18 protein-coding genes are annotated in these 23,790 nt (G+C 76.1%); 12 read left to right on the top strand and 6 right to left on the bottom strand.

The genetic code is table 11. From position 1 onward, the window contains the following. Nucleotides 1–167: 167 nt before the first annotated feature. Entirely contained in the window at nucleotides 168–1,229 is a 1,062-nt protein-coding gene (locus LPA54_RS09830) for a hypothetical protein (RefSeq protein WP_228975887.1), read from the bottom strand. 354 nt (nucleotides 1,230–1,583) lie between these two features. Between LPA54_RS09830 and LPA54_RS09825 the strand changes: the two genes are divergently transcribed. Continuing rightward, nucleotides 1,584–2,408, top strand: a complete 825-nt coding sequence (locus tag LPA54_RS09825) for a helix-turn-helix domain-containing protein (protein ID WP_228975885.1) — start codon at nucleotides 1,584–1,586, stop codon at nucleotides 2,406–2,408. A gap of 76 nt (nucleotides 2,409–2,484) precedes the next feature. Beyond that, a complete protein-coding gene (locus LPA54_RS09820) occupies nucleotides 2,485–3,468 on the top strand; it encodes a glutathione S-transferase family protein (RefSeq protein WP_228975882.1) in 984 nt (327 codons plus the stop codon). A 124-nt stretch (nucleotides 3,469–3,592) separates the two neighbouring features. On the opposite strand, the gene LPA54_RS09815 is transcribed toward LPA54_RS09820, so the two are convergent. Next, the gene (locus LPA54_RS09815; protein ID WP_228975879.1) at nucleotides 3,593–4,984 is read right to left on the bottom strand and encodes an NADP-dependent succinic semialdehyde dehydrogenase; all 1,392 of its coding nucleotides are present in this window, start codon (nucleotides 4,982–4,984) and stop codon (nucleotides 3,593–3,595) included. Between the two features lie 94 nt (nucleotides 4,985–5,078). Here LPA54_RS09815 and LPA54_RS09810 point away from each other — a divergent pair, with 94 nt between their 5' ends. Beyond that, complete coding sequence (locus LPA54_RS09810; protein ID WP_228975877.1) at nucleotides 5,079–6,077, top strand: YihY/virulence factor BrkB family protein; 999 nt, start codon at nucleotides 5,079–5,081, stop codon at nucleotides 6,075–6,077. An 88-nt stretch (nucleotides 6,078–6,165) separates the two neighbouring features. Here the strand turns inward: LPA54_RS09810 and LPA54_RS09805 are convergent, their stop codons facing one another. Beyond that, nucleotides 6,166–7,056, bottom strand: a complete 891-nt coding sequence (locus LPA54_RS09805) for an SDR family oxidoreductase (protein ID WP_228975874.1) — start codon at nucleotides 7,054–7,056, stop codon at nucleotides 6,166–6,168. Nucleotides 7,057–7,163: 107 nt separating this feature from the next. Here LPA54_RS09805 and LPA54_RS09800 point away from each other — a divergent pair, with 107 nt between their 5' ends. Genes LPA54_RS09800 through LPA54_RS09790 form a run of 3 tightly spaced genes read left to right on the top strand, consistent with a single transcriptional unit; the run spans nucleotide 7,164 to nucleotide 11,678 of the window. Next, the gene (locus tag LPA54_RS09800; protein WP_228975872.1) at nucleotides 7,164–9,674 is read left to right on the top strand and encodes an FHA domain-containing protein; all 2,511 of its coding nucleotides are present in this window, start codon (nucleotides 7,164–7,166) and stop codon (nucleotides 9,672–9,674) included. A gap of 7 nt (nucleotides 9,675–9,681) precedes the next feature. Next, the gene (locus LPA54_RS42635) at nucleotides 9,682–10,671 is read left to right on the top strand and encodes a hypothetical protein (protein WP_306806485.1); all 990 of its coding nucleotides are present in this window, start codon (nucleotides 9,682–9,684) and stop codon (nucleotides 10,669–10,671) included. Further along, nucleotides 10,671–11,678 (top strand): serine/threonine-protein kinase, encoded by a 1,008-nt coding sequence (locus LPA54_RS09790; protein ID WP_228975869.1) that lies wholly within the window; start codon nucleotides 10,671–10,673, stop codon nucleotides 11,676–11,678. Before LPA54_RS42635 ends, LPA54_RS09790 begins: the two co-directional genes overlap by 1 nt. Nucleotides 11,679–11,735: 57 nt before the next feature. Here the strand turns inward: LPA54_RS09790 and LPA54_RS09785 are convergent, their stop codons facing one another. Continuing rightward, nucleotides 11,736–13,043 (bottom strand): streptophobe family protein, encoded by a 1,308-nt coding sequence (locus LPA54_RS09785; RefSeq protein ID WP_228975867.1) that lies wholly within the window; start codon nucleotides 13,041–13,043, stop codon nucleotides 11,736–11,738. A gap of 91 nt (nucleotides 13,044–13,134) precedes the next feature. On the opposite strand from LPA54_RS09785, the gene LPA54_RS09780 reads away from it, so the two are divergent. Both LPA54_RS09780 and LPA54_RS09775 read left to right on the top strand, forming a co-directional pair. Further along, the gene (locus LPA54_RS09780; RefSeq protein WP_228975866.1) at nucleotides 13,135–14,340 is read left to right on the top strand and encodes a DUF6777 domain-containing protein; all 1,206 of its coding nucleotides are present in this window, start codon (nucleotides 13,135–13,137) and stop codon (nucleotides 14,338–14,340) included. A 155-nt stretch (nucleotides 14,341–14,495) separates the two neighbouring features. Then, nucleotides 14,496–14,711, top strand: coding sequence for a hypothetical protein (locus LPA54_RS09775; RefSeq protein ID WP_228975865.1), 216 nt, complete (start codon nucleotides 14,496–14,498; stop codon nucleotides 14,709–14,711). 101 nt (nucleotides 14,712–14,812) lie between these two features. On the opposite strand, the gene LPA54_RS09770 is transcribed toward LPA54_RS09775, so the two are convergent. Both LPA54_RS09770 and LPA54_RS09765 read right to left on the bottom strand, forming a co-directional pair. Next, nucleotides 14,813–17,698: a LuxR family transcriptional regulator gene (locus tag LPA54_RS09770; protein ID WP_228975862.1), complete on the bottom strand. Its 2,886-nt coding sequence runs from the start codon at nucleotides 17,696–17,698 to the stop codon at nucleotides 14,813–14,815. A 209-nt stretch (nucleotides 17,699–17,907) separates the two neighbouring features. After that, a complete protein-coding gene (locus tag LPA54_RS09765) occupies nucleotides 17,908–19,722 on the bottom strand; it encodes a S8 family serine peptidase (RefSeq protein WP_228975860.1) in 1,815 nt (604 codons plus the stop codon). A gap of 855 nt (nucleotides 19,723–20,577) precedes the next feature. Between LPA54_RS09765 and LPA54_RS09760 the strand changes: the two genes are divergently transcribed. The 4 genes from LPA54_RS09760 (at nucleotide 20,578) to LPA54_RS09745 (ending at nucleotide 23,751) form a co-directional block, all read left to right on the top strand. Beyond that, the gene (locus LPA54_RS09760) at nucleotides 20,578–21,999 is read left to right on the top strand and encodes a family 2B encapsulin nanocompartment shell protein (RefSeq protein WP_228975858.1); all 1,422 of its coding nucleotides are present in this window, start codon (nucleotides 20,578–20,580) and stop codon (nucleotides 21,997–21,999) included. Between the two features lie 43 nt (nucleotides 22,000–22,042). Then, entirely contained in the window at nucleotides 22,043–22,504 is a 462-nt protein-coding gene (locus LPA54_RS09755; protein WP_228975857.1) for a hypothetical protein, read from the top strand. Between the two features lie 348 nt (nucleotides 22,505–22,852). Beyond that, nucleotides 22,853–23,347 carry a DUF2617 family protein gene (locus tag LPA54_RS09750; RefSeq protein ID WP_228975854.1) on the top strand — a complete coding sequence of 165 codons (495 nt, stop codon included), beginning with the start codon at nucleotides 22,853–22,855 and terminating at the stop codon, nucleotides 23,345–23,347. Next, on the top strand, nucleotides 23,344–23,751 hold the full coding sequence (locus LPA54_RS09745; protein WP_228975851.1) for a DUF4247 domain-containing protein: 408 nt from the start codon (nucleotides 23,344–23,346) through the stop codon (nucleotides 23,749–23,751). Before LPA54_RS09750 ends, LPA54_RS09745 begins: the two co-directional genes overlap by 4 nt. The last annotated feature ends 39 nt before the right edge of the window (nucleotides 23,752–23,790 follow it).

Raw genomic sequence — 23,790 nt, 5'->3', positions numbered from 1 at the left:
CGGTTCTGGCATGAGGCGCGGATAACGACCCCCGTAATAACGGCTCCGCGGAGTCTCGGCGCTCCTCGAAGGGCCGGTTGACCTCCCGACCTCCTCCAGGATGCAGCAGCCCCGCCCCGTTTTTCCTCTGATGCTTTTTCATTTAAAAACCGACCGGGTGCGGGCGGTCACGGGTCGGAGCCGTCGCTCCCGTCCCGCTGTCCGCTCCGGTCGCCGCCCGCCCCGCCCGCGTCGGCCGTCCGCAGCCGCTCCGGCGAGAGCGCCCACTGGTAGGCGAGGGCGGCGAGGGTGGTGGCGCCCCAGCGGGCGCGCAGCAGGCCCAGCTCCTTGGTGAGGGTGCGCAGGCCGATGTTGAGCCGGCGGGCCGTGATGCGCTGGTCCACGCCGGCGGCCGTGTCGATGAGGATCTCGCGCTGGCGGTCCGTCAGCCGGCCGGTGCCGTCGTCCGGTACGGCGCGGCGCGGGTCGCCGTGCCAGATGTCCGCGCGGCGCCAGGCGTCCTCGAACCCCTCGGCGACGAAGGCGACGAACGCCCGGTCCATGACGTGCCAGGCGGTCTGCTCGGGGTCGCCCCCGACGACGTGGTCGGAGACGAACGCCTGGCGCCGGTCGACGACGACGCACCGCTGGAAGGGGGCGAGCAGGGTGCGGAAGCGGTTGCCGCGCCCGGACATGACGCTCGCCCAGGCGCGGGCCGCCGCGTCGTCGCGCACCCCGTCGCCGAACAGGGTGCGCATCCGCACGCCGCGGGCGAGGGCGCGCGAGGCGCGGGCGGTGTCGTCGTCGAGCAGGTCGGGGCAGGCCGGTCCGGCGGGCAGCGCCGTGAGGACCTCGCTCTCCGCCCGGTCGACGGCCTCCCCGATCCGCGCGGACACCTGCTCGCGCCCGGCGAGGAACTCGCTGCCGCTGCCGGAGCGCCACTTGGCCCGCTCGAAGTGCAGGCCCAGTTCGTCGCCGACGCCGGGGACGGCGGCGATCCGGGCGGCGCGGGCGGCCATGTCGCGCAGCTCCTCGTCCAGCCGGCGGCGGGCCGCCTCCTGCGGGTCCAGGGCGATCGGCGGGCCGGGGCGGTCCGCGTCGACGGTCACGAGCCGCCAGCCGACGAGTTCGGCCAGCGCGTCGGCGTCCTGCGGCCCGACGGGCTCCCCCCGGGTGATCCGGGCGTAGAGCTCTCTGGCGGCCCCCGACAACGGTCCTTCCGGCCGGCTGGGACCGTCCCTTTCGCTCATCTCTGCCCCCGTTCACGACTGCGTGTGTGCGCCGTGCGCAGGTACGCACCACGTGGGCACTTGATCGCCGGCGCACGACGCGTCAGCGTACCGGTGCGGCTGCCCGCGCCCCGCGCCCCCTGGAGGGCGGTGGCGGGCGCCGTCCCTTCCGCATGCCCATGAACGGACGCGTCCCGATGCAACGCCCCTCCCCCGCCGCCCGCCACCCCCCGGCCGCGGCCGCCCCGGCCGCACCCGGCCCGGCAGCCCTCGCACCGGACCGGGCGCCGCACCGCTGAACCGCCACACCGTTCGCCGCGACGGCCGCCGACCGACGACCACCGGGCGGCCGTCCCTCTGGGGGAGGGACCCGTCTTGGACAAGGTCGCCCTGCGTTTCCTGCTGCGGGAGCGCCGTGCCCTGATCGCGCCCGAGAGCCACGGGCTGTCACGCCCCGCCCGGCAGGGCCGGCGGGCCCCCGGCCTGTCGCAGGCGCAGATCGACCAACTGCTGCACCGGGCGCCGGACACTTACGGCCGCCTGGAGTCGGGCCGGTATCCCAACCCGCCGGTCGACCTGCTGGAGGACGTGGCGCGGCTGCTCGGCATGAACGAGCACGAGTGGGTGGCCCTGTGGCGGTACGCCCTCGGCCAGGACCCGCCGCACCCGCTGAACGCGCGGGCCGGTGAGGCCGTCCCCGGCACGTGGCAGCTGGCTCTCGACGGCATCACCCATATGGCGTACATCAGTGACCGGTCGTGGAACCTGCTGGCGTACAACGAGCCGTTCGCCGCGCTCTTCCCGGGCCGCCGGGTCCCGGCCAACGTGATGCGGTGGATGACGGTCGAGCCCGAGGCGCGGTCGGTGCTGCGCCACTGGGAGACCTCGTGGGCGCCGCTCCTGCTGCCGCAGCTGCGGGCCGCCATCGCCGCGGACCCGCAGGACCCGACCCTGTGCGGCATCGAGAAGGAGGTGCTCGACGACCCGCCGGCCGCCCGCGTCTACGAGTCCGCGAGCGCGTACGTCCACCCCGACGGCAGCGAGCGGCCGGTGCACCACGCCGAGCACGGCCCCGGCTGGATCACCGTGTGCGCCGCGCAGCCGATGGCGGCGCCCCGCGCGCGGCTGCTGATCCTGCCGTTCCGTGCCGGGGAGCACCACTCCGGGGGCCGGCTGCGCCCCCTGCGGGCCAGGGGCTGACGGACGCCGCCCGGAGCCGGCCCGGCGTCCGGGCGGGTCCGGGCTTCGGGCGGGACGGGGCGGGTACCCGGGGCGCATGGCAGACGAAGGACGGTTCCGGCGGGCCCCCGGGCACTTCACCGACCGCATCACGGCCGACGGCCGGGACGGCTGGCCCGTGGAGGCGGGGCGCTACCGGCTGGTGGTGAGCCGCGCCTGCCCCTGGGCGAGCCGGTCGCTGGTGGTGCGGCGGCTGCTCGGGCTGGAGGAGGCGCTGTCGTTGGCCGTCGCGGACCCGGTGCAGGACGACCGGAGCTGGCGGTTCACGCTCGACCCCGACGGTCGCGACCCGGTGCTGGGCATCCGGTACCTGGCCGAGGCGTACGAGGCCCGTGACCCGGAGCGGACCGACGCGGTGAGCGTCCCGGCGGTCGTCGACGTGCCGAGCGGCCGCCTCGTCACCAACGACTACCAGCGCCTCACCCTCGACCTGGAGACGGAGTGGACCGCGCTGCACCGGCCCGGCGCCCCCGACCTCTACCCCGAGCACCTGCGCGACGAGATCGACGCGCGCATGGAGGGCATCTTCCGCGACGTCAACAACGGCGTCTACGAGGCCGGGTTCGCCACCGCGCAAGGCGCCTACGACGAGGCGTACGCCCGGCTGTTCGCACGGCTCGACCAGGTCTCGGACCACCTGGCGACCCGCCGGTACCTGGTCGGCGACACGCTCACCGAGGCGGACGTGCGGCTGTTCACGACACTCGTCCGGTTCGACGCCGTGTACCACGGCCACTTCAAGTGCAACCGCAACAAGCTGACCGAGGACCCGGTGCTGTGGGCGTACGCGCGGGACCTGTTCCAGACGCCCGGGTTCGGCGACACGGTGGACTTCGACCACATCAAGCGCCACTACTACACGGTGCACGAGCACATCAACCCGACGAGGATCGTGCCGCGCGGCCCGGACCTGCGGAGCTGGCGCTCCCCGCACCACCGCGAGGAGCTGGGCGGCCGCCCCTTCGGGGACGGCACCCCTCCCCCGCCGCCTCCGCCGGACGAGGTGGTCGTCCCCCTCTGACCCCTCTGAGGCGCCGCTCTCGGGGCGCCGCTCCGAGGCGCGGGCCCGGCGGTCCGACGGGGCGGTTCGCGGCGGGGACGGCCGGGCGGAGCGCGCCCCGCGCCGCCCTGCCCGGCCCGCCGGGTCAGTCCGCGCGCCAGACCGTCGTGGCGTTGCAGAACTCCTTGATGCCGTGGCCCGCCAGCTCGCGCCCGTACCCGGACCGCTTGACCCCGCCGAACGGCAGTGCCGGGTGCGAGGCGGTCATCCCGTTGACGAAGACGCCGCCCGCCTCCAGGTCCCGTACGCAGCGCTCCACCTCGGCGTCGTCCCGCGTCCAGACGTTGGAACTCAGCCCGAACGGCGAGTCGTTGGCGATGCGCAGCGCCTCGTCCAGGTCCTCCGCGCGGTACACGGCGGCGACCGGGCCGAAGGTCTCCTCGTGGTGGACGCGCATGGCGGGCGTCACGCCGGTGAGGACGGTCGGCTCGTAGTACCAGCCCCGGTCCAGGCCCGCCGGACGGCGGCCCCCGCACCGGGCCTCGGCACCGCGCTGCACGGCGTCGTCGACGAGCTCCTCCAGGTCCGCGCGCCCCCGTTCGGTGGCGAGCGGACCGACCTCGGTGGACTCCCGGAGCGGGTCGCCCACCTCCAGGGCGGCCATCCCGGCGGTGAACCGCTCCACGAACTCGTCGTGGACGTCCGCGTGCACGACGAACCGCTTCGCGGCGATGCACGACTGGCCGTTGTTCTGGGCGCGGGCCGTCACCGCGGTCGCCGCCGCGCGGGCCACGTCGGCCGAGGGCAGCACGAGGTAGGGGTCGCTGCCGCCCAGCTCCAGCACGGTCTTCTTCACCTCGTCGCCCGCCACCGCGGCGACGGAGCGGCCCGCGGCCTCGCTGCCGGTCAGCGTGGCCGCGGCGACGCGCGGGTCGCGCAGGACGCCCTCGACCGCGTCCGAGCCGGTGAGCAGCGTCTGGAAGACCCCTTCTGGGTAGCCCGCCCGGCGGAACAGCTCCTCCAGGTACAGGGCCGTCCGGGGGACGTTGGACGCGTGCTTCAGCAGTCCGGTGTTGCCGGCCATCAGGGCGGGCGCGGCGAAGCGCACGACCTGCCACAGCGGGAAGTTCCACGGCATGACGGCCAGGACGGGGCCGAGGGGCCGGTAGTGCACCCGGGCGCCGGACGCCCCCGCGTCGCGCACGTCCGCCTCGTCGGGGCGCTCGTCGGCGAGGAGCGCCTCGGCGCGGTCGGCGTACCAGCGCATGGCCTTGACGCACTTGGCCGCCTCGGCGCGGGCCGCCGTCACCGGTTTGCCCATCTCGGTGGTGACGGTCCGGGCAATCTCCGGCACGTCCGCCTCCAGCAGGTCGGCCGCGCGCCGCAGCAGCGCCGCCCGTTCGGGGAAGCCGGTGGCGCGGTACGCGCGGAACGCCCGGTCGGCGGCGGCCAGCCGCTCCTCGATCCCGTCGGGTCCGAGCGGCCGGAAGGTCTCGAGCGTCTCACCGGTCGCGGGGTTCACCGTCGCGATGGGCATGGAGGTCCTCTCTCGTCTCTGGTCTCTCGTCACGTCCGCGCGGCAGCCGCCGACGGCCTGGTTGAGCCACCCGTACCGGGTAACCCTTGCCCGTATGACGAACCCTGGCGGAGGGCCGGCGGACCTGTCCGCCCGCTCGTGGCGGACGGTACTCAAGCGCACGGCCGAGGAGTTCCTCGACGACGAGCTGCCCGACCGGGCCGCCGCGCTGACCTACTACGGCGTCCTGTCGGTCTTCCCCGCCCTGCTCGTCATGGTCTCGCTGCTGGGCGTGGTCGGCGACTCGGCCACCCGGTCGGTGCTGGACAACCTGGGCGGGCTGGCGCCCGGCGCCGTGCGGGACCTGCTGAGCGACGCGGTGCGGCAGCTGCAGGGCAGCGGGTCCACGAGCGGGGTCATGGCGGTCGTGGGCCTGGTGGCGGCGGTCTGGTCGGCGTCGGGGTACGTGGCGGCTTTCATCCGCACGGCCAACGCCGTGTACGACGTGCCGGAGGGCCGGCCGGTGTGGAAGCTGACGCCGCTGCGGGTCCTCCTCACCCTGGTGCTCATGGTGCTGCTGGCGGTCAGCGCGGTGATCGTGGTCTTCACCGGGCCGGTCGCGCGGCGCGCCGGTGAGGCGATCGGTGTCGGCGAGGCCGCCGTGGTCACGTGGGACATCGCCAAGTGGCCGGTGCTGGTGGTGCTCGTGGTGCTGATGGTGGCGCTGCTGTACTGGCGTGCGCCCAACGTGCGGGGCCCCGGCCTGCGCTGGCTGGGTCCGGGCAGCGTGCTCGCGGTGCTCCTGTGGCTGCTGGCGTCCGGCGGCCTCGCCCTCTACGTCGCCAACTTCGCCTCGTACAACAAGACCTACGGGACGCTGGCCGGTGTGGTGGTGTTCCTGGTCTGGCTCTGGCTGTCCAACCTGGCGATCCTGCTGGGCCTGGAGCTCAACGCGGAGCTGGCCCGGCAGCGGGCCATCCGCGGCGGGCTGCCGCCGACGGAGGAGCCGTACGTGGAGCCGCGCGACACCAGGAAGTGGCCGGCCGGGCTCCGCGGGCGCGCCGCCCTGTGGAAGCGGGAGCGCCGCGCGGAGGCCGGCGGCGGGGGCGCCTGACACCGGGTCCGCCTCAGCCCGCCCGCCGCCGGGCCGAGGCGGCCGGCGGTCGGACGGCCGCGGCTCGGGGTGCCGTACCGGGCGGGGGTCAGGGCAGCGGGGTGCCGCCGGTGGCGTTGACGATGTCGCCGGTGATGTAGCTCGCCCCCGGGGAGGCCAGGAAGACGTACGCCGGTGCCATCTCGGCCGGTTGCGCGGCCCGTCCCAGGGGCGACTGCTTGCCGAACTCCGCCGTGTCCGGCATGGTCGCCGGGATCAGCGGCGTCCACACGGGACCGGGGGCCACGGCGTTGACGCGGATGCCGCGCGGGGCGAGGTCCTGGGCGAGTCCCTGCGTGAAGGTGACGATGGCGCCCTTGGTCATGGCGTAGTCGAGCAGCGGCGGGCTCGGCTTGTACGCCTGCACCGAGGCGCTGTTGATGACGCAGCCGCCCGCCGGGATGTGCGGCAGGGCCGCCTTGGTGATCCAGAACATGCCGTACAGGTTCGTCTTCATGACGCGGTCGAACTGCTCGGTGGGGATGGCCTCGATCCCCTCCTGCCGCGCCATCTGGTAGGCGGCGTTGTTGACCAGCACGTCGATGCGGCCGAACTCGGTCACGGCCCGCTCGACGAGGGCCCTGCACGCGTCCTCGTCGCGGATGTCGCACGGCACGGCGACAGCCTTGCGGCCCGCGTCCTCGACGAGGCGGGCGGTCTCGCGGGCGTCCTCGGCCTCCTCCGGGAGGTGGGTGAAGAGCACGTCGGCGCCCTCGCGTGCGAAGGCGAGGCAGACGGCGCGGCCGATGCCGGAGTCGCCGCCGGTCACCAGGGCGGCGCGCTCCTTGAGCTGGCCGCTGCCGCGGTACGACTCCTCCCCGTGGTCGGGGCGCGGGCTCATCTCCTCGGTCCGGCCGGGGTGCTCCTGCTGCTGTTCGGGGTAGTCGGGACGCGGGTGGGCGGTCGTGGGGTCGGGGCGCGGCGTCTGCTCCTGCGGCACGGGGGCCTCCTGTCGGTTGTCGGGTTCCGCTGTTCGCGTTCCCCCGCCTCCCCCACGTACAAACAGCACATAGGGCGCGTTCCAGGAGGAAAAGATAAAATTCCCTCATGGGAGAGCGGCCCGGCACGCCTACCGCACCCGAGCTGGTCGTCGAGGTCGGCGGGCGCCATACGGTGCTGCGCCCCGACCGCGACTACCGCGTCGGGCGCGACCCCGCCAGTGACATCGCGCTGGCGGACGTCCGCGTCTCCTGGCACCACGCCGTGCTCCGGCCGGAGCACGGCCGGTGGACGGTGCGCGACGAGGGCAGCACGAACGGCACGTTCGCCGACGGAGCGCGCGTCGGCGCCGGGCAGGAGGTCGGGAACGGCACCGCGCTGCGCTTCGGTCACCCGGCGGACGGCCCCCTGGCCGTGCTGTCGGTACCGGGGACGCCCGCCGCCGAGCCGGGACCGCCCGCCGCGGCGCCGGAACCGTCAGCCGCCGAGCCTGGGCCCCGGTCCGGGCCCGTCGCCGCATCACCCGAGCCGCCGCCCGACGTCGCGCGGCCCCTGCCGGAGCCCAGCGCGCCGGAGCGGGGGCCGGAGCCCCCGTCGGGGCCGGCGGCGCGGCCGTCGTCGGTGTCGATGCCGGGGGCCACCGGCACCTTCCGGCGCCCCACCTCCGTACGGCCCCTGCCCACCCGGGCCGTGCGCATCGGCCGCGCGGCCGACAACGACGTGGTCGTGGACGAGCTGGTGGTCTCCCGCCACCACGCGGAGCTGCGCTCCCTCCCGGACGGCACGTACCGGATCCACGACCTGGGCAGCCACAACGGCACGTACCTCAACGGCCGCCCGGTCGACGACGCCCGCGTCACGGCCGACGACATCATCGGCATCGGCCACCGGGCCTACTGCGTCGTCGGCGGACGCCTGGTGGAGTACACCGACACGGGCGAGGTCTCCCTCGACGTGCAGGGGCTCGCCGTCACGGTCGACGGCGGCAGGACCCTGCTGGACGGGGTCTCGTTCCCCGTCGGCGAGCGCACCCTCCTCGGCGTGGTCGGCCCCAGCGGCGCGGGCAAGTCCACGCTGCTCAACGCCCTGACCGGGCTGCGCCCCGCCGACCGGGGCACGGTCCTCTACGACGGGCGGGACCTGTACCGGCAGTACGCCGAGCTGCGCCAGCGCATCGGCCTCGTCCCGCAGGACGACATCCTGCACCTCCAGCTGACCGTGCGGCGGGCCCTCGGGTACGCGGCGGAGCTCCGCTTCCCGCAGGACACCCGCGCGGCCGAACGCCGGGCCCGCGTCGACGAGGTGATGCGCGAGCTGGGCCTGGACCAGCGGGCCGGGCAGCCGGTGCACAGCCTCTCCGGCGGTCAGCGCAAACGCGTCAGCGTCGCCCTGGAGCTGCTCACCAAGCCGTCGCTGCTCTTCCTCGACGAGCCGACGTCGGGGCTGGACCCGGGCATGGACCGGTCGGTGATGCACATGCTGCGCGGGCTCGCCGACGACGGGCGGACCGTCGTCGTCGTCACCCACAGCGTGCTCAGCCTGGACGTCTGCGACCGGCTGCTCGTGCTGGCCCCCGGCGGGCGGATCGCCTACTACGGGCCGCCCGCCGAGGCGCTCGACTTCTTCGGCTGCGCGCAGTGGCCCGAGGCGTTCGAGGCTTTCGAGAACGACCGGGAGCGGGACTGGGCGGGGCGCTTCCGCTCCTCCGCGTACCACGAGCGGTACGTCGAGGCCGCGATGCGGCGCCCCGCCCCGGACCTCCCCGGCACGGCCGCGACGCCGCCCCCGGCGCCGCCGCCCAAGCCGCAGAGCTGGGGCGCCCAGTGGCGCACCCTCGTGCGGCGGTACGCGGCGGCGCTGAGCGCGGACCGCACCTTCCTGGCGATCATGGTGGCGCTGCCGTTCGTCATGGGCGCGATGGCCCGGGCGCTGTCCGAGGGCAGGCTCGGCGGCGAGTCCACGCTGAACGTGCTGCTCATCCTCTGCGTGGGCGGCGTGCTGACCGGCGCGGCCAACGCCGTGCGGGAGCTGGTGAAGGAGCGGACCATCTACCGCAGGGAACGGGCGGTCGGCCTGTCCCGGTCGGCGTACCTGATGTCGAAGGTGACCGTGCTGGGGCTGGTCACGGTCGTGCAAGCCGTCGTGCTGACGCTGGTCGCGCTCGTCGGCGTGCCGATGGGCGTGCCGGACGGGCGCGGGGTGCTGCTGCCGCCACTCGTGGAGGTGGCGGTGGCCGTGGCGGCGCTGTCGTTCACGGCGATGATGCTGGGCCTCTTCGTCTCCGCGCTGGTGCGCAAGGAGGAGGTCACCATGCCGCTGCTGGTCCTCCTCGCGATCGTGCAGGTGGTGTTCTGCGGCGCGCTGCTGTCCGTGCGGGGCACGCCCGTCCTGGAGCAGCTGGCGTGGCTGGTGCCCTCCCGGTGGGCCTTCGCCGCCATGGCGTCGACGGTGGACCTCGGCGCGACGGTCCCGGGCGAGCGGACGCAGGACCCGCTGTTCGACCACACCCTGACGGCCTGGCTCCTCGACATGGGCGCGCTCGTGGCGCTCGCCGTCGTCCTCGGCTTCGCGGTGGTGCGGCTGCTGCGCCGCCACGAGCCGGTGATCATGCGAAAGTAGGCGCCCCATGGCCTCAGCCGCCGTCCCCGCCGACGAGCCGGCCGTACCGGACTTCCGCCCCACGCACGTGGTGCCGCGCCACGGGATGGCGGCGTGGGAGTCGCCGGACACGGCCCGCCCGACGGTGCCGCTCGACCCCTTCCTGCCGGTGCGGCTGCTGGAGCGGACGGGCGACTGGGCGCGGGTGCTCTGCGCCAACGGCTGGTCGGCGTGGGTGGACGGGCGGCTGCTGGTGTCCGTGCCGGAGGACCCGCCGGCGGCGGCCCGCGACACCGCGCGGGCCGCCGACCCGCGGCCGCTGCTGGCCCGCGCGGAGGAGTCGCTGGGCCGGTACCGGCGGGCCGTCGAGGACCTGGCCGCGGGCAGGTCGGACGGCGAGCGGTTCCGGCGGAACACAGGCGGGCTGCGGATCGGGGTGGTCGTCGACGGCGAGGCGATGTGGCTGTACGACGCCGGGCACGAGCGCTGGCTGTACTGCGACGGGTCCCGACTCGCCGAGTACGCCGGTGCCCCGGGCGGGACCCCGCGGGCGGGCGCGCCGGCGGACCGGGCGGCCGGGGAAGGGTCCGGGCACGAGCCGACCCGCGTGGTGACGCCCGGCCCGGCGGCGCCCCCCGCCGCACCCGAGCCGACGCAGGTCGTGCCGCTGCCCGAGGGGCCGGGAGGTACGGGCGGCCCGGTCCGCATCACCGGGCCGGGCGGTACGGGCGGCGCGCCGGGCACCCGCACCGGCCCGGAGGGGCGGCACGGCCCGGCCGGCCCCCACGGCCCGGGCGCCTCCCCCGCGCCCGGACCGGACGCACGGGACCGAGCCGACCGGGCGGCGGACCGGCCGGACCCGGAGGACCCGGCGGACCCGGAGGACCCGGCGGACCGGCCGGGCCCCGCCGCGGACCGGGCGGCCGCCGAGCCCACCCGGGCGGTGGACCGGCCCCCCGGACGCGCCCCGGACGCGGGAAAGGGCGCGGGCGGTCGCACGGGGACGGGTGACGGCTGATGGACCCGCACGAGGAGTTGCCCGCCGGACGGGCCTCGGGACTGGTGGGGCGGCGCGTCGCCGAGTACCGGATCGAGGCCGAGATCGGCCGCGGCGGCATGGCCGTGGTGTACCGGGCGACGGACCTGCGGCTCGGCCGGACGGTGGCGCTGAAGCTCCTCGCCCCGGAGCTGGCGCGCAACGACACCTTCCGCCGGCGGTTCGCGCACGAGTCGCGGGTGGCCGCCGCCATCGACCACCCGAACATCGTGCCGGTCTTCGAGGCGGGCGAGACGGAGGGGCTGCTGTACATCGCGATGCGGTACGTCCCCGGACAGGACCTGCGGGCGCTGCTGGACCGCGCGGGCCCGCTGCCCGTGGCAGTGGCGGTGCGCATCGCGGTGCAGGTGGCGTCCGCGCTGGACGCGGCGCACGCGCACGACCTGGTGCACCGGGACGTCAAACCGGGCAACGTCCTCGTCGCCGAGGGCACCGACAGCGACCGGCCCGAACACGTGTACCTCACGGACTTCGGCCTGACGAAGAAGTCGCTGTCGCTGACGGGCTTCACCAGCGTGGGCCAGTTCGTCGGGACCCTCGACTACGTGGCGCCGGAGCAGATCTCCGGGCGGCCGGTCGACGGCCGCTGCGACGTGTACAGCCTCGGCTGCGTGGTGTACGAGACGCTGGCGGGCGCCCCGCCGTTCCGCCGGGACGACGACATGGCGCTGCTGTGGGCGCACCAGTACGACCCGCCTCCACCGCTGAGCGGGGAGCGGCCCGGGCTGCCGGCCGGGGTGGACGACGTGCTCGCCAAGGCCCTCGCGAAGGCGCCGGACGACCGGTACGCCTCGTGCCTGCGGTTCGTGACCGAGCTGCGGCAGGTCGCGCTGGAGCGGGCGGGCGGCGGCGGGAGCCGGGCGCTGAGCCGACCGGGCGGGGCGCCGCCCGCGGGGCCGCCGCCTCCGCCGCCGGCGCCACCGCGGTGGGCGCTGCCGGTCTTCCGCGGCGGTGGCCCGCCGCGGTGAGCGGCGCGGTGCGCCGGCAGGCCCCCGGCGGACGGGCGGGAGGCGGGCCGGGGCCGGTCACCCGGAGGCGCGGTCGCTGCGGTGGTCCACCTCGCCGTGGTGGCGTGCCCGGGAGGCGAGGAGCCCGCCGAGGAGCCCGGCGACCCCGCCCCACAGGAAGGCCAGGCCCGCGAGGGCCCACAGGTGCGGGTGGAGGGCCACGTGGCCGCCGATGTCCTCCACCTCGAAGATGCCGAGCACCGACAGGCCGAGCCGCGCGTCGAGCCGGGTGAGCGGGGCCACCACCAGCAGGGTGAGGGCGGACGCCACCGCGAGGCGCAGGGCGTGCTGCCACCACCGGGTGCGGGCGGGCGAGCGCACCGCCGCCACCCATCCGGCGGCGAGGAGGAGGACCGCCGCCGCGGGCAGCAGCCACCAGGCGCGCTCGTCGTGCGCCGCGAGCGCCCGCACGTCGAGGGTGGTGTTCCGGGGGCCGCGCAGGACCTGGTCGAGGACGTGCGGCATGGGCAGGCCGAAGGGCCCGTCGACCCGGCCGTCCCAGGACCCGCCGATCCCCAGGCCGAGGGCGAGCCACGCGACGTTGGGCAGGCCGAGGAGGAGCACGGCGAGGGTGTCGGACGCGTGACCGCGCGTGGCGGCCACGACGAGCCCGGCGACGAGGCCGGCGAGGACGTACGCGAGGAGCAGGAAGAGCATCGCGGACGCCGCCGGCCGCACCGGTTCCTGGTAGCGCACCAGCCGGGGCGGGAGCGGCGCCCGGCGGGAGACCAGCAGCGTCACGGCGAGGACGCCGAGCACCCAGAGCAGGCCGTAGAGGAGCGTGACGCCGGTGTCGGCGCGGAAGCCGATGGTCGGCGAGGCGCCGAGGAGGTCCCCGAAGAGGTCGGCGGGCGAGTCGGCCGGCAGGAGGTCGGTGAAGGTGTGCCGGGCCACCGCGGCGAGCACGGCCAGCGCGACCAGCCAGAGGGCGACCGTGGCCGCCGACCGGCCGAGGAGTTCGCGCGCGGGGACGACGGCCCGGTGGCGCAGCGGCCTCACGAACGCGGCGCCCAGGGCGAGGGCGCCGACGAGGGAGACGGACAGCGGCACCGCGGTCAGTTCGGCGTCCGTGCGGGCGAGGTCGCCGGCGCCGCCCGCGAGTTCGACGTCACCGCCCGCCGCCATCACCACGACCGCGGCGACGACCCTGGGGAAGGCGCCGCCCGGCAGGCCGGCCGCGCCGGCGGCCCACAGGCCGAGGGCGGCGGTGACCGCCATGGCGGCGACGGCGGCGAGCACGGCCGCGAGCGCGTCGCCCGCTCCGCGCGCCGCGCGGCGCGGGCCGTCCGGCGGGGTGCCGCGCTCGGCGGCTGGCTGGCTGCTCACACTGTCACGCTAGGCCCGCGCCGGGCGCTCGGCTTGCGGACGGCACCCGGACGGGGCACACAATGGCGCGGAAAGGAAGAAAGGGACGAATGTGACTTCCGACCCCGCGTCCGGCCGCCCCACGGGTCCCCCGTCGGGTCCGCTCTCCCACCCCAAGCCCGAGCCCTCCGGCCCCGAGCAGCCCCCCGCCCCGCCGCCACCGCCCACGGGCGGCCGCGGCGGCGGTGGCGGTGGCGACGGCGGGGGCACGGGGGGCGGTCCCGGAGGCGGCCGGGGCGGCCGTCCCTGGTGGCGGTCCGTCCCGGTGGTGGCCTCCCTGGCGGGCGTCGTCGTCGCCGCGGTCGCGCTGGCCGTCGTGCTGTCGCGCCCCGACCAGGCGCAGGCCGCCGTCAACGCCGAGAGCGTCTCCTACCGGGCGCCCGACAGCTGGACCCCCAGCACCTCGACGGCCGACCGCGGCGTCGAGCGGCTGCCGACGCAGCAGCGCCACCAGTACGCGGGGTCGGCCCCCGAGCTGTACGGCGGCAGCGGCGACCGCGCGGCCTGCGACGTGGAACGGCAGATCTCGTACCTGGCCTCCGACCCCGCCAAGACCCGCGCGTTCGCCTCGGTGCTCGACGTGGCCCCGCAGGCCCTCCCCGACCATCTGCGCGGACTGACGTCGGTGCAGCTGCGGTTGGACACCCTGGTCACCAACCACGGCTACCGGGACGGCAGGGCCCGGCCCTACCAGGCGGTCCTCCAGGCCGGTACGGCCGTGCTCATCGACGAGTACGGCGTCCCACGGGTGCGCTGCGCCTGCGGGAACCCGCTCGACCGGCCCCGTGTCCAGCGGCCTGAGAAGGTCCAGGGGAAGACGTGGCCCGGCTTCCAGCAGGAGGAGATCGTCGTCGTCGTGCCGGCGCCGACACCCGTGCCCACGTTCACCCTCGTGGACGTGCGGACCGGCAAGCGCGCCGAACGCCCGCACCAGGGTGTCACCAGCCGGTCGCCGAGCCCCGAGCCGCCGTCGTCACCGCCCACGTCACCGCCGGCCTCGCCTCCGACGTCCCCGCCGACGTCGAAGCCGCCGGTGTCGCCCGAACCGCCGCCCCCTGACGCGCCGGACGAGCCGAGGCCCCCGGAGAGCCCCGGCGATACCGCGTCCCCGGACGCCCCGCCCCCGGACGCGCCGCCCAGCAGCCCGGGTTCGCCGTCCGAGCGCACCGCCACCGACCCCGCCACCGAGACGGGGACGGAGACGGACACCGGAACCGAAGACGGAATGGGCCCGGGCGCCGCCGCCCCGGGTGCCTGAGCCGGGGCCGCCGCCGGCGGGCCCCCGGCGCCGGCGGGCCCCCGGCCACGGCCGCCCGGGGCACAGCGGGTGCGGCGGGCGCGGGGCGCGGCGGAACGCTGAATTTCTCCGTGTCCCGCCCGTGACCCCCGGGCGCCTCGGCAGTTGTTCTGGGCATGAAGAAGCGCAGCATGCTCGCCGTGGCGTCCCTGGCCGCCGGAGTCGTCACCGCCCTCGTCACCCCCTCCTCGCACGCCGTCGTCGGCGGCAGCGCCCTGCCCGACCCGGGCTCCCTGCTCGGCACGGACACCGTCAACTCCCTGATGGAGGGCGCCACGGACGACAACGCCGGCTCCACCGCCCACGCGGGCGGCGAGACCGTACAGCACTGAGACGCCCTTCCGCCGCGCCGCACCCCGGTGCCGCGCGGCGGAGCCGTGTCCGGGCCGAGTCAGGTCGGGTCCGGGCCTGGTCGGGTCCGGGCCGATTCGGGTCAGCCCGCCTCGTCGCCCGCCGCGGCGGCGCCCGGCCGGGGCGCCGGGCCGGTGTTGATGACCGTCGCCAGCTGCGCCCGGGACCGGACGTCGAGCTTCTGGTAGATCCGGGTCAGCCGCGCCTCGACGGTCTTGACGCTGAGGTACAGCCGGGCGGCGGCCTCCTGGTTGCTCGCCCCCTGCCCCACCATCCGCGCCAGGCGCACCTCGGCCTCCGTGAGCCGCGCCAGGGCGCCGTCCCCCGCCGCGACCGCCTCGGTCCGGGTGGGGCTCTCCGCCACCAGGTCGAGCCAGGGCGCCGCCCCGGCCCGTTCGAAGACGGCGGCCGCGGCGTGCAGCGCCTGCTGGGCGGCGGAGCGCCTGCGGCGCCGGCGCTCCACCCGCGCCAGGGCGATCAGGCAGCGCCCCTGCTCCAGGACCAGCCCGAGCGCGCCGAACCGCTCCGCCGTCTCCGCCAGCAGACCGGCCGCCTCCTCCGACTTCCCGCCCGCGGCGAGGCACTGGGCGTAGGCGCGGTCACAGCCCAGCAGCACCGTGGTGCGGCCGAGGCGTTCGGCGACCGGGCCGACGTCGGCGAGGAGCGATTCGGCCTCCTCCCGGGCGTCGTGGGCGAGCAGCGCCTCGGCCAGCTCCTCGTGCCAGCGCAGCATCGACGGGTCGACGCTCCCCTGCGCCCGCTCGCCCTCCCGCACCCGCCGCAGGGTCTCCAGCGCGCCGGCGACGTCGCCGGTGACCAGCTGGACCCGGCCGAGCGCGTACAGGCTGCGCGAGAGGAAGACGTGGTCGCCCTCCTCCTCCGACGCCTGGGCGCTGCGCCGCGCGTAGCTCGCCGCGCGGGCGAAGGAGCCGCCCGCGGTCTCGGCGAGGGCGAGGGTGTACCAGGCGGGGCCGGGCGACAGCCCCGCCTCCAGGGTGAGGGCGAGGGACCGGTGGGCGTGCTGGAGGGCGGCGGCGCACTGTCCGCGGCGGGCCTCGACGGCGGCGAGGGTGTGGAGCAGCTCGATCCGGTCCTCGACCGGGCCGCGCCGCTCGACCAGCGGCAGCAGGGCGTTGATCCGGTCGCGGGCCTCGGTGAGCCGGTCGTCGAAGAGGGCGTGCCGGATGGTGAGGATCTGTGCGGCGTTGTGCACGCCGAGGGGCCGGTCGGCCGTCTCCAGGGCCCGGGCCTCGGCGAGGGTCCGCTCGGCGTCGGGCGAACCGAGGACGCGGTCCATGCGGGCCTGCTGGGTGAGGGCGCGCGCCGCGGTGTGCCGGTCGCCCACGGAGCCGGCGAGCGCGGCGGACTCGACGGCGGCGGCGCGGGCGCGGACCGGGTCGCCGTCGGCGAGGACGTGCTTGACGGCCAGGCGCAGCTGCACGGCCGCCCGGAGCGCGGGGTGGTCCTCGGAGTCCTCCATGGCGTGCACGTAGAGCTCGTCGAGGTCGGTGAGGCCCTGCCCGGCGGTGTCGAGGACGGCGAGGCGTGCCCGTACCCGGTCCTGCGGGGAGGCGTCGCGGGCGAGCAGGTCGGCGGCGGCGCGCACGGCGAGGTCCGCGCGGGCGGCGCGGGCGGCCTCCTCGGCGGCGTCGGCGAGCCGCGCGATGCGGCGGGGGCCGAGGTCGACGGGGGTGGACTCGGCGGCGAGCAGGGCCAGCTCGGCGGCGAGGGCGCTGTTGCCGCGGCGCCGTACGGTCTCCACCGCGGCGGCGACCTCCGCGGCGAGCCGCTCGTCGGGCACGTCGGTGGCGAGGGCCCGGTGGCGCACCGCCTCGACCGGGTCGTCGACCACGCGGGCGAGGGCGGTGTGCGCCTCGCTGCGCTCGGTCCAGCAGGTGTCGTGGACGAGGGTGGTGGGGAGCAGGCCGGCGGTGAAGGTGACGGCGCCGTCCTCGGTGAGGGCGACCAGCCCGGCGCGTTCGGCGGCGGCGAGTTCCGCCTCGGCCGTCGGCCGGCCGGCCCGCCGCACCAGGGCGGCCGTGGGGCGCAGCGCGAGCGCGGCGAGCAGCAGCGCGGCGCGTACCGGCGGCGGTGCGGGGGCGAGCATGCGCCGGGCGAGGTCGCGGGCGCGCCCCGAGAGGGGCAGCGCCTCGGCGTGGTGCACCGGGGTGCGGGAGTCGGCGAGGGAGCGGCCGACGGCGAGGGCGAGGCGGGGGTTGCCGCCGCTCGCCTTGTGGATGCGCCCCGCCATGCGGGAGGCGAGGCGGTGGTGGACGAGCAGCTCGGCGATCTCGTCCGCCTGGAGGGGCGGGACGAGCAGGACGTCCGCCTCGGAGGGCACCCACAGGGCGGCGGGCGTCCCGTCGGCGGCGGTCTCGGGGTCGGCGCCGCCGGCGGCCTGGTCCCGCCACGGGCCGCCCGCGTCGCCGTAGGGCGCGTCGGGGCCGTAGGGGGCGGGCGTCTCGACGGCGAGGACGCGCAGTCCCGGCGGGGCGAGGTGGAGGGCGAAGCGGAGGAGGTCCGCGCTGTCGGGGTCGACGTGGCGGGTGTCGTCGACGACGAGGAGCACCGGGCCCTTGTCGGTGAGGGTGCGCAGGACGCGGGAGAGGCCGAGGCGCAGGGCGATGGGGTCCCGGCCGGCGTCCGGGGCGGCGGCCTCGCGGCAGAGCACCGCGACGGCGGCGCGCTGGGGTCCGGGCAGGCCGTCGAGCGCGGAGGGCGGCACGGAGGCGACGAGCGCGGCGGCGGCGGCGCCGGGCATGTTCCGGTCGGCGGGTTGCGGGGCGAGCCACAGGACCGTCTCGCCGCGGGCCGCCGCCTCGGCGGCGGCCGCCTGGGCGACCTCGGTCTTGCCGACGCCGGCCGGTCCGGTGAGGACGGCGCGGCCCCGGGTGTGCAGGGTGCGGTCGAGGCGGTCGAGGAGGTGTGCCCGCCCGACCGGCGCGGCGGGGTACGGCGTCGTCCTCATGTGCCACCACCACCCTCCGGCGCGTGGGCCCCGCCCGCACGCGGCGGGCCCCCTGCCCGCGCCCTGTGAGGATACGAAGTAGGGGCCGGGAGTCCAGGGCCGGTGTCCGGCATGTGGACGGCGGGCACCGCTCACAGAACCGGGCGCGCCCCCGGCGGGAAGCCGGGGGCGCGGTTGTGACCTGCGGTGATGCGGGTACGGGCCGGGTCTCAGAAGGTGAGACTCCAGGAGTCGATGTAGCCGGTGTCACCCGTGGCCACGTCGCGGACCTGGAGCTTCCAGGTGCCGGCCGCGACCTCGGAGGAGGCGTCGACGGTGTAGGTGGCGAGGACGTTGTCCGCGGAGTCGTCGCCGCTGGAGCCCTTGAGCCGGTAGGCGCTGCCGTCCGGGGCGACGAGGTCGATGACCAGGTCGCCGCGCCAGGTGTGCTTGATGTCCACGTCCACCTTGAGGGCGGCGGGGGCGTTGCCGGCGACGCCGGTGACGGCGATCGGGGAGGTGACGGTGGCGTTGTCGGAGATCGTCACGTTGGCGGCGTTGGTGAAGGTGGCGCCGCCGGGGGTGGTGGAGCCGCCGGTGACGGCCGCGACCGTCTTCGCGGCGTCGGCGATGCCGGTGCCGCAGCCGCCGGAGCAGGTGCCGGGGAGCGGGCGGGCGTTGCTCTTGATCGCGGACTCGATCTGGGCCGGGGTCAGGGTCGACTTGGCCGACTTGAGCAGCGCGGCGAGCCCGGCGATGTGCGGGGCGGCCATGGAGGTGCCCTGGTAGGGCTTGTAGTTCTCCAGCGACTGCCCGGTCGTGCCGGAGTTCAGCGTGGAGAGGATGCCGTTCTCGGGGGTGGTGACGGTGCCGGGCGTGTCGGTGGCGCGGCGGGTCTCACCGCCGGGCGCGGAGACGTCGACGACGGTGCCGAAGTTCGAGTAGTACGAGCGGTTGCCCTCGCGGCTGGTGGACGCCACGTTGATGACGTTCGCGCAGTTGGCGGGGGTGAAGCCGGACGCGTTGGCGTTGCTGTTGCCGGCGGCGACGACGACGGTCGCCCCCCGTGCGACCGCCCCGTCGATGGCGTTCTTGTAGACGGTCGGGCAGGTCGCGCTGGCGCCGCCGAGGCTCAGGTTGAGGACCTTGGCCGGGTTCGGGTTCGCCGGGATGCCGGGGACGCTGCCGCCGGAGGCCCAGGTGATCGCGTCGGCGATGTCCGAGGACGAGCCGCCGCACTTGCCGAGCACGCGGACGTGCTGGACCTTCGACCCGTACGCGATGCCGGCGATGCCCTTGGCGTTGTTCGTCACGGCGCCGATGGTGCCCGCGACGTGCGTGCCGTGCCAGGAGGAGTTGCTCGCGCGGGAGCCGGTGCCGCACTCGCCGTCGGTGGCGTTCCAGTCGCCCTCGTCCTTGGGGTCGGCGTCGCGGCCGTTGCCGTCGCGGGCGTCGGCCGAGGTGGAGATGAAGTCGTAACCGGCGACCGTGTTGGCGGCCAGGTCCGAGTGGGCCGCGTAGCCGGTGTCGATGACGGCGACGGTGACGCCGCTGCCGGTGGTCTTGTCCCAGGCGCCGGGCACGTTCATGCCGCCGGTGGGCTCGAAGAGGTCCCACTGCTTGGCGTAGTCGGTGTCGTTGGGGGTGACGGCCATCGGGTAGGCGCGGATGTCGGCCTCGACGGAGGCGACGGCCGGGTCGGCGCGGAAGGCGTCCATGACCTCGGCGACGTCCTGCCGGGTCGGCGTGGCACCGAGGTCGACCAGCGCGCCGCCGTCGGCGAGGCGGCGCTCGAAGGAGAGGCGCTCGCCGGTCTCGGCGGCCTTCTCGGCGGTGTCGGTCTTCGCGGCGGCGTTCGAGGTGGCCTCCGCCGTGCGCGCCTTGTAGGTCACGATGACCTTCTCGACGGGCGCCGTCGGCGTGGTGGCGGCCGGGTTCATGGCCTGCGAGGCCGGCGCGGCCGGCTTCGGGGAGGGGGTGGCCTCCACGGCGAGCGCCACCGCCGAGGTGGCCGTGACGCCGAGGATCGTGGCACTCGCTGCCACGACGGATATGAGTCTCCGCCTGGAACCGTTCAAGGTGTTCCCTTTCAAGGGGCGTCTCCGGCGACTCCCGGAGCAGCTGACGGTGCGGAGCGCGGGCGGCGGCGCGGGACTCTGGCTGCTTGTGGGGTGCCTCCACAGTCCCTGGGGCCGGGTACGCCCCCGCGCCGCCGCCGGCGCGACGGCCTCGCCATCGGGGCCGTCACCGGTGGGGCCCCCGGGTCGCATGCATGGGGTTACATGCACCTGACATTCACGTGCCAGAAGGGGGAACCGCCGGTGCCGGAACAGTAGGGAAACGCGCCATGAAGCCGATACGGGGAAAACCCTTGTCACCCCCGGACGGGGGGTGGTGGAGGGAGGGGGCACCTCCACCCAGGGCTCCGCGCACCAGGCGCTTTCCCGCCCCGTCGCCCCCGCCGCGGCCGGACCGGGCGAGGGTACCGGCCGCCGCCGCGAGGCCCGACACCGGCCAACCGCCCGGTGTGACGGCCGGTCAACGGGCAAGCGGGAAGCCCCCGGACGGGGGGCGGGCGTCTCGGCACCCCCGAATCACGGACAACCGGCATGAAGCCCCACATTCCGGCAAGAAGCTGACGGAACGCAACGCACAACAGCGGAACGGGACAGCCCCCCTGGCACCACCCACCGACGAATCGTTCCGGCAGCCCACGATCGGGGGGCGCACTTGGGGCGCACTCGATCGGCGCGCGTCGATCGCACCTGCTCCCGCCACCCGACGCGGGCCAAGCCCGCGTGCGTGTCTCGAACGCTCGACCACCACTTTCCGTTACTTCTGGGTGCCGACAGTGATCGAGGCGGGCGCACGCCGCCCGCCACCCCAGCCGAAGGGCATTCATGTCTGTCGAGACGCGCACGGTCCGGGCGACGGAGAGCCGGATGACGGACGAGGACCGGCTCAGCCTCAGCACCCACGCGGCCCGGAACCTCGCGACGACCACCAAGTCCCGCCCGCAGATGCAGGAGATCAGCTCCCGCTGGCTGCTGCGGAAGCTCCCGTGGGTCCACATCCCCGGCGGCACCTACCGGGTCAACCGCCGGCTGTCCTACGCCGTGGGCGACGGCCGGGTCACGTTCGTCCAGACCGGTTCCAAGGTGCAGGTCGTCCCCGCCGAACTGGCCGAACTGCCCCTGCTGAACGGCTTCGACGACGACGAGGCGCTCACCGCCCTCGCCGCCAAGTTCACGCAGAAGGAGTACCAGCCGGGCCAGCTGATCGTCGAGGCCGGGCGCAAGGCCGACCAGGTCTTCCTCATCGCGCACGGCAAGGTCGAGAAGGTCGGCCGCAGCAAGTACGACCAGCAGGAGTCCCGCCTCGGGATGCTCGCCGACGGCGACTCCTTCGGCGGCCGGATGATGGCCGGCTCCGGCGGCACCTGGGAGTTCACGGTCCGCGCGCTGACCTCGACGACGGTGCTCGCCCTCAGCCAGTCCGCGTACAAGGCGGTGGCCGACCAGTACGAGGTCCTGCGCGACCACGTGCAGGGGATGACCGCGAACGGCCACAAGACCAACAAGTACGGCGAGAAGGCGATCGACTTCCTCTCCGGCCACGAGGGCGAGCCGCCCCTGCCCACCACGTACGTGGACTACGAGTCGGCGCCCCGCGAGTACGAGCTGAGCGTCGCCCAGACGGTGCTGAAGATCCACACCAGGGTCGCGGACCTCTACAACAAGCCGATGAACCAGACGGAGCAGCAGCTGCGGCTGACCATCGAGGCCCTGCGCGAGCGCCAGGAGCACGAGCTGGTCAACAACCCGGACTTCGGCCTGCTCGCCAACACCGACTACGGCCAGCGCATCCAGACCCCGGACGGGCCGCCCACGCCGGACGACATGGACGACCTGATCAGCATGCGGCGCGGCACCCAGTTCATCTTCGCCCACCCGCGCGCCATCGCCGCGTTCGGCAAGGAGTGCAACAAGCGCGGCCTGTACATCGGCAGCGCCGACGTCGACGGCCACCACATCCCGGCCTGGCGGGGCATTCCCATCCTGCCGTGCAACAAGATCCCGATCAGCGAGCACCACACGTCGTCGATCTTCGCGATGCGTACCGGCGAGGACAACGAGGGCGTCATCGGCCTGTTCCAGACGGGGCTGCCCGACGAGTACGAGCCCGGCCTCAACGTGCGCTTCATGGGCATCGACGAGCGGGCCCTCATCTCGTACCTGGTCAGCACCTACTACTCGGCCGCGGTGCTGGTCCCGGACGCGATCGGGATCCTCGAGAACGTCGAGGTCAGGCCGCGTGCGTGAGCGCCCCGCCCCGGCGGCGGCACGGCTGCGGGAGGGCTGAGCGGTGACACTGCCCTCCCGGACGTCCGCCGCACCGGCCGCGCGCGACACGGCCGGGCCGGCCGGAGCGCCGCTCGCGGGTCCGGCGGCCCACGTCGCCCCGCCGAACCCGCCGGGCCCGCCGGACCCGGCGACCGCGCCGCCGGCCGCGCACCGGCTGCCGACCGGGCCCACGGGCCTGGGCACGTCGGCCCGGACGGCGCCCCGCCCGCAGGGCGCCGCCGGCCGGCGGCCGCCCGTACCGGCCGGACCGTCACCCGCTGCGGCCCGCGCCGGCGCGGTCGCCCACCGGGCGGTGACCATGGGGTCGCTCGTGCCGGGCGCGCTCGTGGAGGGCCTCGCGGGAGCCCACGGGGTCGGTACGGCCGCGGCGAAGCTGCCCTTCCTCGATCTGCGGGACGCGACGGTCGACTTCCCGGCCCCCGCACCGGCCGCACGCCCCGGACCACCCGAGCCCCGGGGGTAAGGCCCACCGGCCGGACGCGACGCCCCCCGCGCTCGGGTCCGGGCCGACGAGCGACGCGTCCGGCGGGCCGGGGAGTGCCCGGCCGGCCGACCGGACGCGGACGGCCGGCTTCGGCCGGCTGACCGTGAGAGGGGTCCCCCCGCCCGCCGGCCGCGGCCACCGTGCCGCGGCCGGCCGCTGTGCGCCGCCTCCCGTGCGGTCGGGGCCGCACCCGTGCGGTCCGGCCTCTCCCCCGTGCCTCCGGACCCCGCTCCCCCGTGCGGCCGGACCGCGCTCCCCGGCGCGGCGGCCCCCGCGCCCTGTGCCATACTCGGCGGCGCTCAGGTGCGGTACGGCTCTCGGGGGATCATGAACGGCATAGTCCTGGACACCCCCTACCTGGACACCGACGCCGACCAACTCGCCTTCACCCTGGGGCACCCCGCCCGCCGGGCCCTGGCCGAGCGCACCCTCACCGTCGGCGGGGTCGACGTGCGCCTGCGCCTCCTGGGCGCCTCGCACCAGGTGTTCGCCGGCCCGGTCCGCGAGACCGTCGCCTGCCTGCCGGGCTCCGCGCGGGGGCTGCCGGAGAGCGCGGCGCGGGACTTCGCCGGCCGGCGCTACTCCTTCGGCGCCCGTACCAGCACCCTGGACCCCGCCGCGTTCGGCGCGGAGGTGGCGCGCATACGGGAGCGGGCCGACGCCCACCCGCGGGCCCTGTACGGCCTGTTCCCCGGCTCCGCCGACGCGGTCACCGCGCTGACCGTCGACACCGACGGCAGCGCGCTGACCTGGCGCACCTGGCACACGTACCCGGGGAGCCGCCGGATCGTGGCGACCCGCTCCCGGCTGGAGGCACGATGAGGACCGTCCGACGCGCCTGCGCGCTCCTGCTGGTCGCGGCCGCCCTGGGCGGGTGCGGCGGCGCCCCCGACGACGGGGACGGCGACACCGTGCCGTCGGGCTGGATCAGCCGCCAGTACCGGGCCCTCGGCGCCGACCGCCACGACCCCCGGGACGCGCCGGCGACGGTGGCCCGGGAGATCGACGGCCACGCCGGCGCCACCGCCCGGTTCGACTCCGGCGACCGGGTGTTCCTGCGCTACCGCGACGACATCGTCGCCATCAGCCCGCACCTGGCCGGCAGCCGGATCGAGGTCGCCGACTACCGGACCGGCTACCGCCGCTGGAAGTCGCACCTCGGGAGGGTGTGGCCCGACCCCGACGGCGCCGGCTTCCGGGGCGGCGGGCCCGGCTCCGGCAAGTGACCCGCGCGCCCGCCCGCGCGCCCGCGACCCCCGACGACG

Origin of the sequence: Streptomyces sp. DH12, from assembly GCF_020873895.1 — a bacterium.
Classification (GTDB): Bacteria; Actinomycetota; Actinomycetes; order Streptomycetales; family Streptomycetaceae; genus Streptomyces.
Note: the sequence above shows the minus strand (reverse complement) of the source record. Positions and strands in the feature narration are given on the sequence as shown.

Coding starts and splice junctions, on each gene's coding strand:
- LPA54_RS09830 (WP_228975887.1), bottom strand. CDS start 1,229: ATGAGCGAAAGGGACGGTCCCAGCCGGCCGGAAGGACCGTTGTCGGGG.
- LPA54_RS09800 (WP_228975872.1), top strand. CDS start 7,164: ATGGGAGAGCGGCCCGGCACGCCTACCGCACCCGAGCTGGTCGTCGAG.
- LPA54_RS09790 (WP_228975869.1), top strand. CDS start 10,671: ATGGACCCGCACGAGGAGTTGCCCGCCGGACGGGCCTCGGGACTGGTG.
- LPA54_RS09750 (WP_228975854.1), top strand. CDS start 22,853: ATGAACGGCATAGTCCTGGACACCCCCTACCTGGACACCGACGCCGAC.
- LPA54_RS09745 (WP_228975851.1), top strand. CDS start 23,344: ATGAGGACCGTCCGACGCGCCTGCGCGCTCCTGCTGGTCGCGGCCGCC.
- LPA54_RS09775 (WP_228975865.1), top strand. CDS start 14,496: ATGAAGAAGCGCAGCATGCTCGCCGTGGCGTCCCTGGCCGCCGGAGTC.
- LPA54_RS09760 (WP_228975858.1), top strand. CDS start 20,578: ATGTCTGTCGAGACGCGCACGGTCCGGGCGACGGAGAGCCGGATGACG.
- LPA54_RS09820 (WP_228975882.1), top strand. CDS start 2,485: ATGGCAGACGAAGGACGGTTCCGGCGGGCCCCCGGGCACTTCACCGAC.
- LPA54_RS09810 (WP_228975877.1), top strand. CDS start 5,079: ATGACGAACCCTGGCGGAGGGCCGGCGGACCTGTCCGCCCGCTCGTGG.
- LPA54_RS09770 (WP_228975862.1), bottom strand. CDS start 17,698: ATGAGGACGACGCCGTACCCCGCCGCGCCGGTCGGGCGGGCACACCTC.
- LPA54_RS42635 (WP_306806485.1), top strand. CDS start 9,682: ATGGCCTCAGCCGCCGTCCCCGCCGACGAGCCGGCCGTACCGGACTTC.
- LPA54_RS09815 (WP_228975879.1), bottom strand. CDS start 4,984: ATGCCCATCGCGACGGTGAACCCCGCGACCGGTGAGACGCTCGAGACC.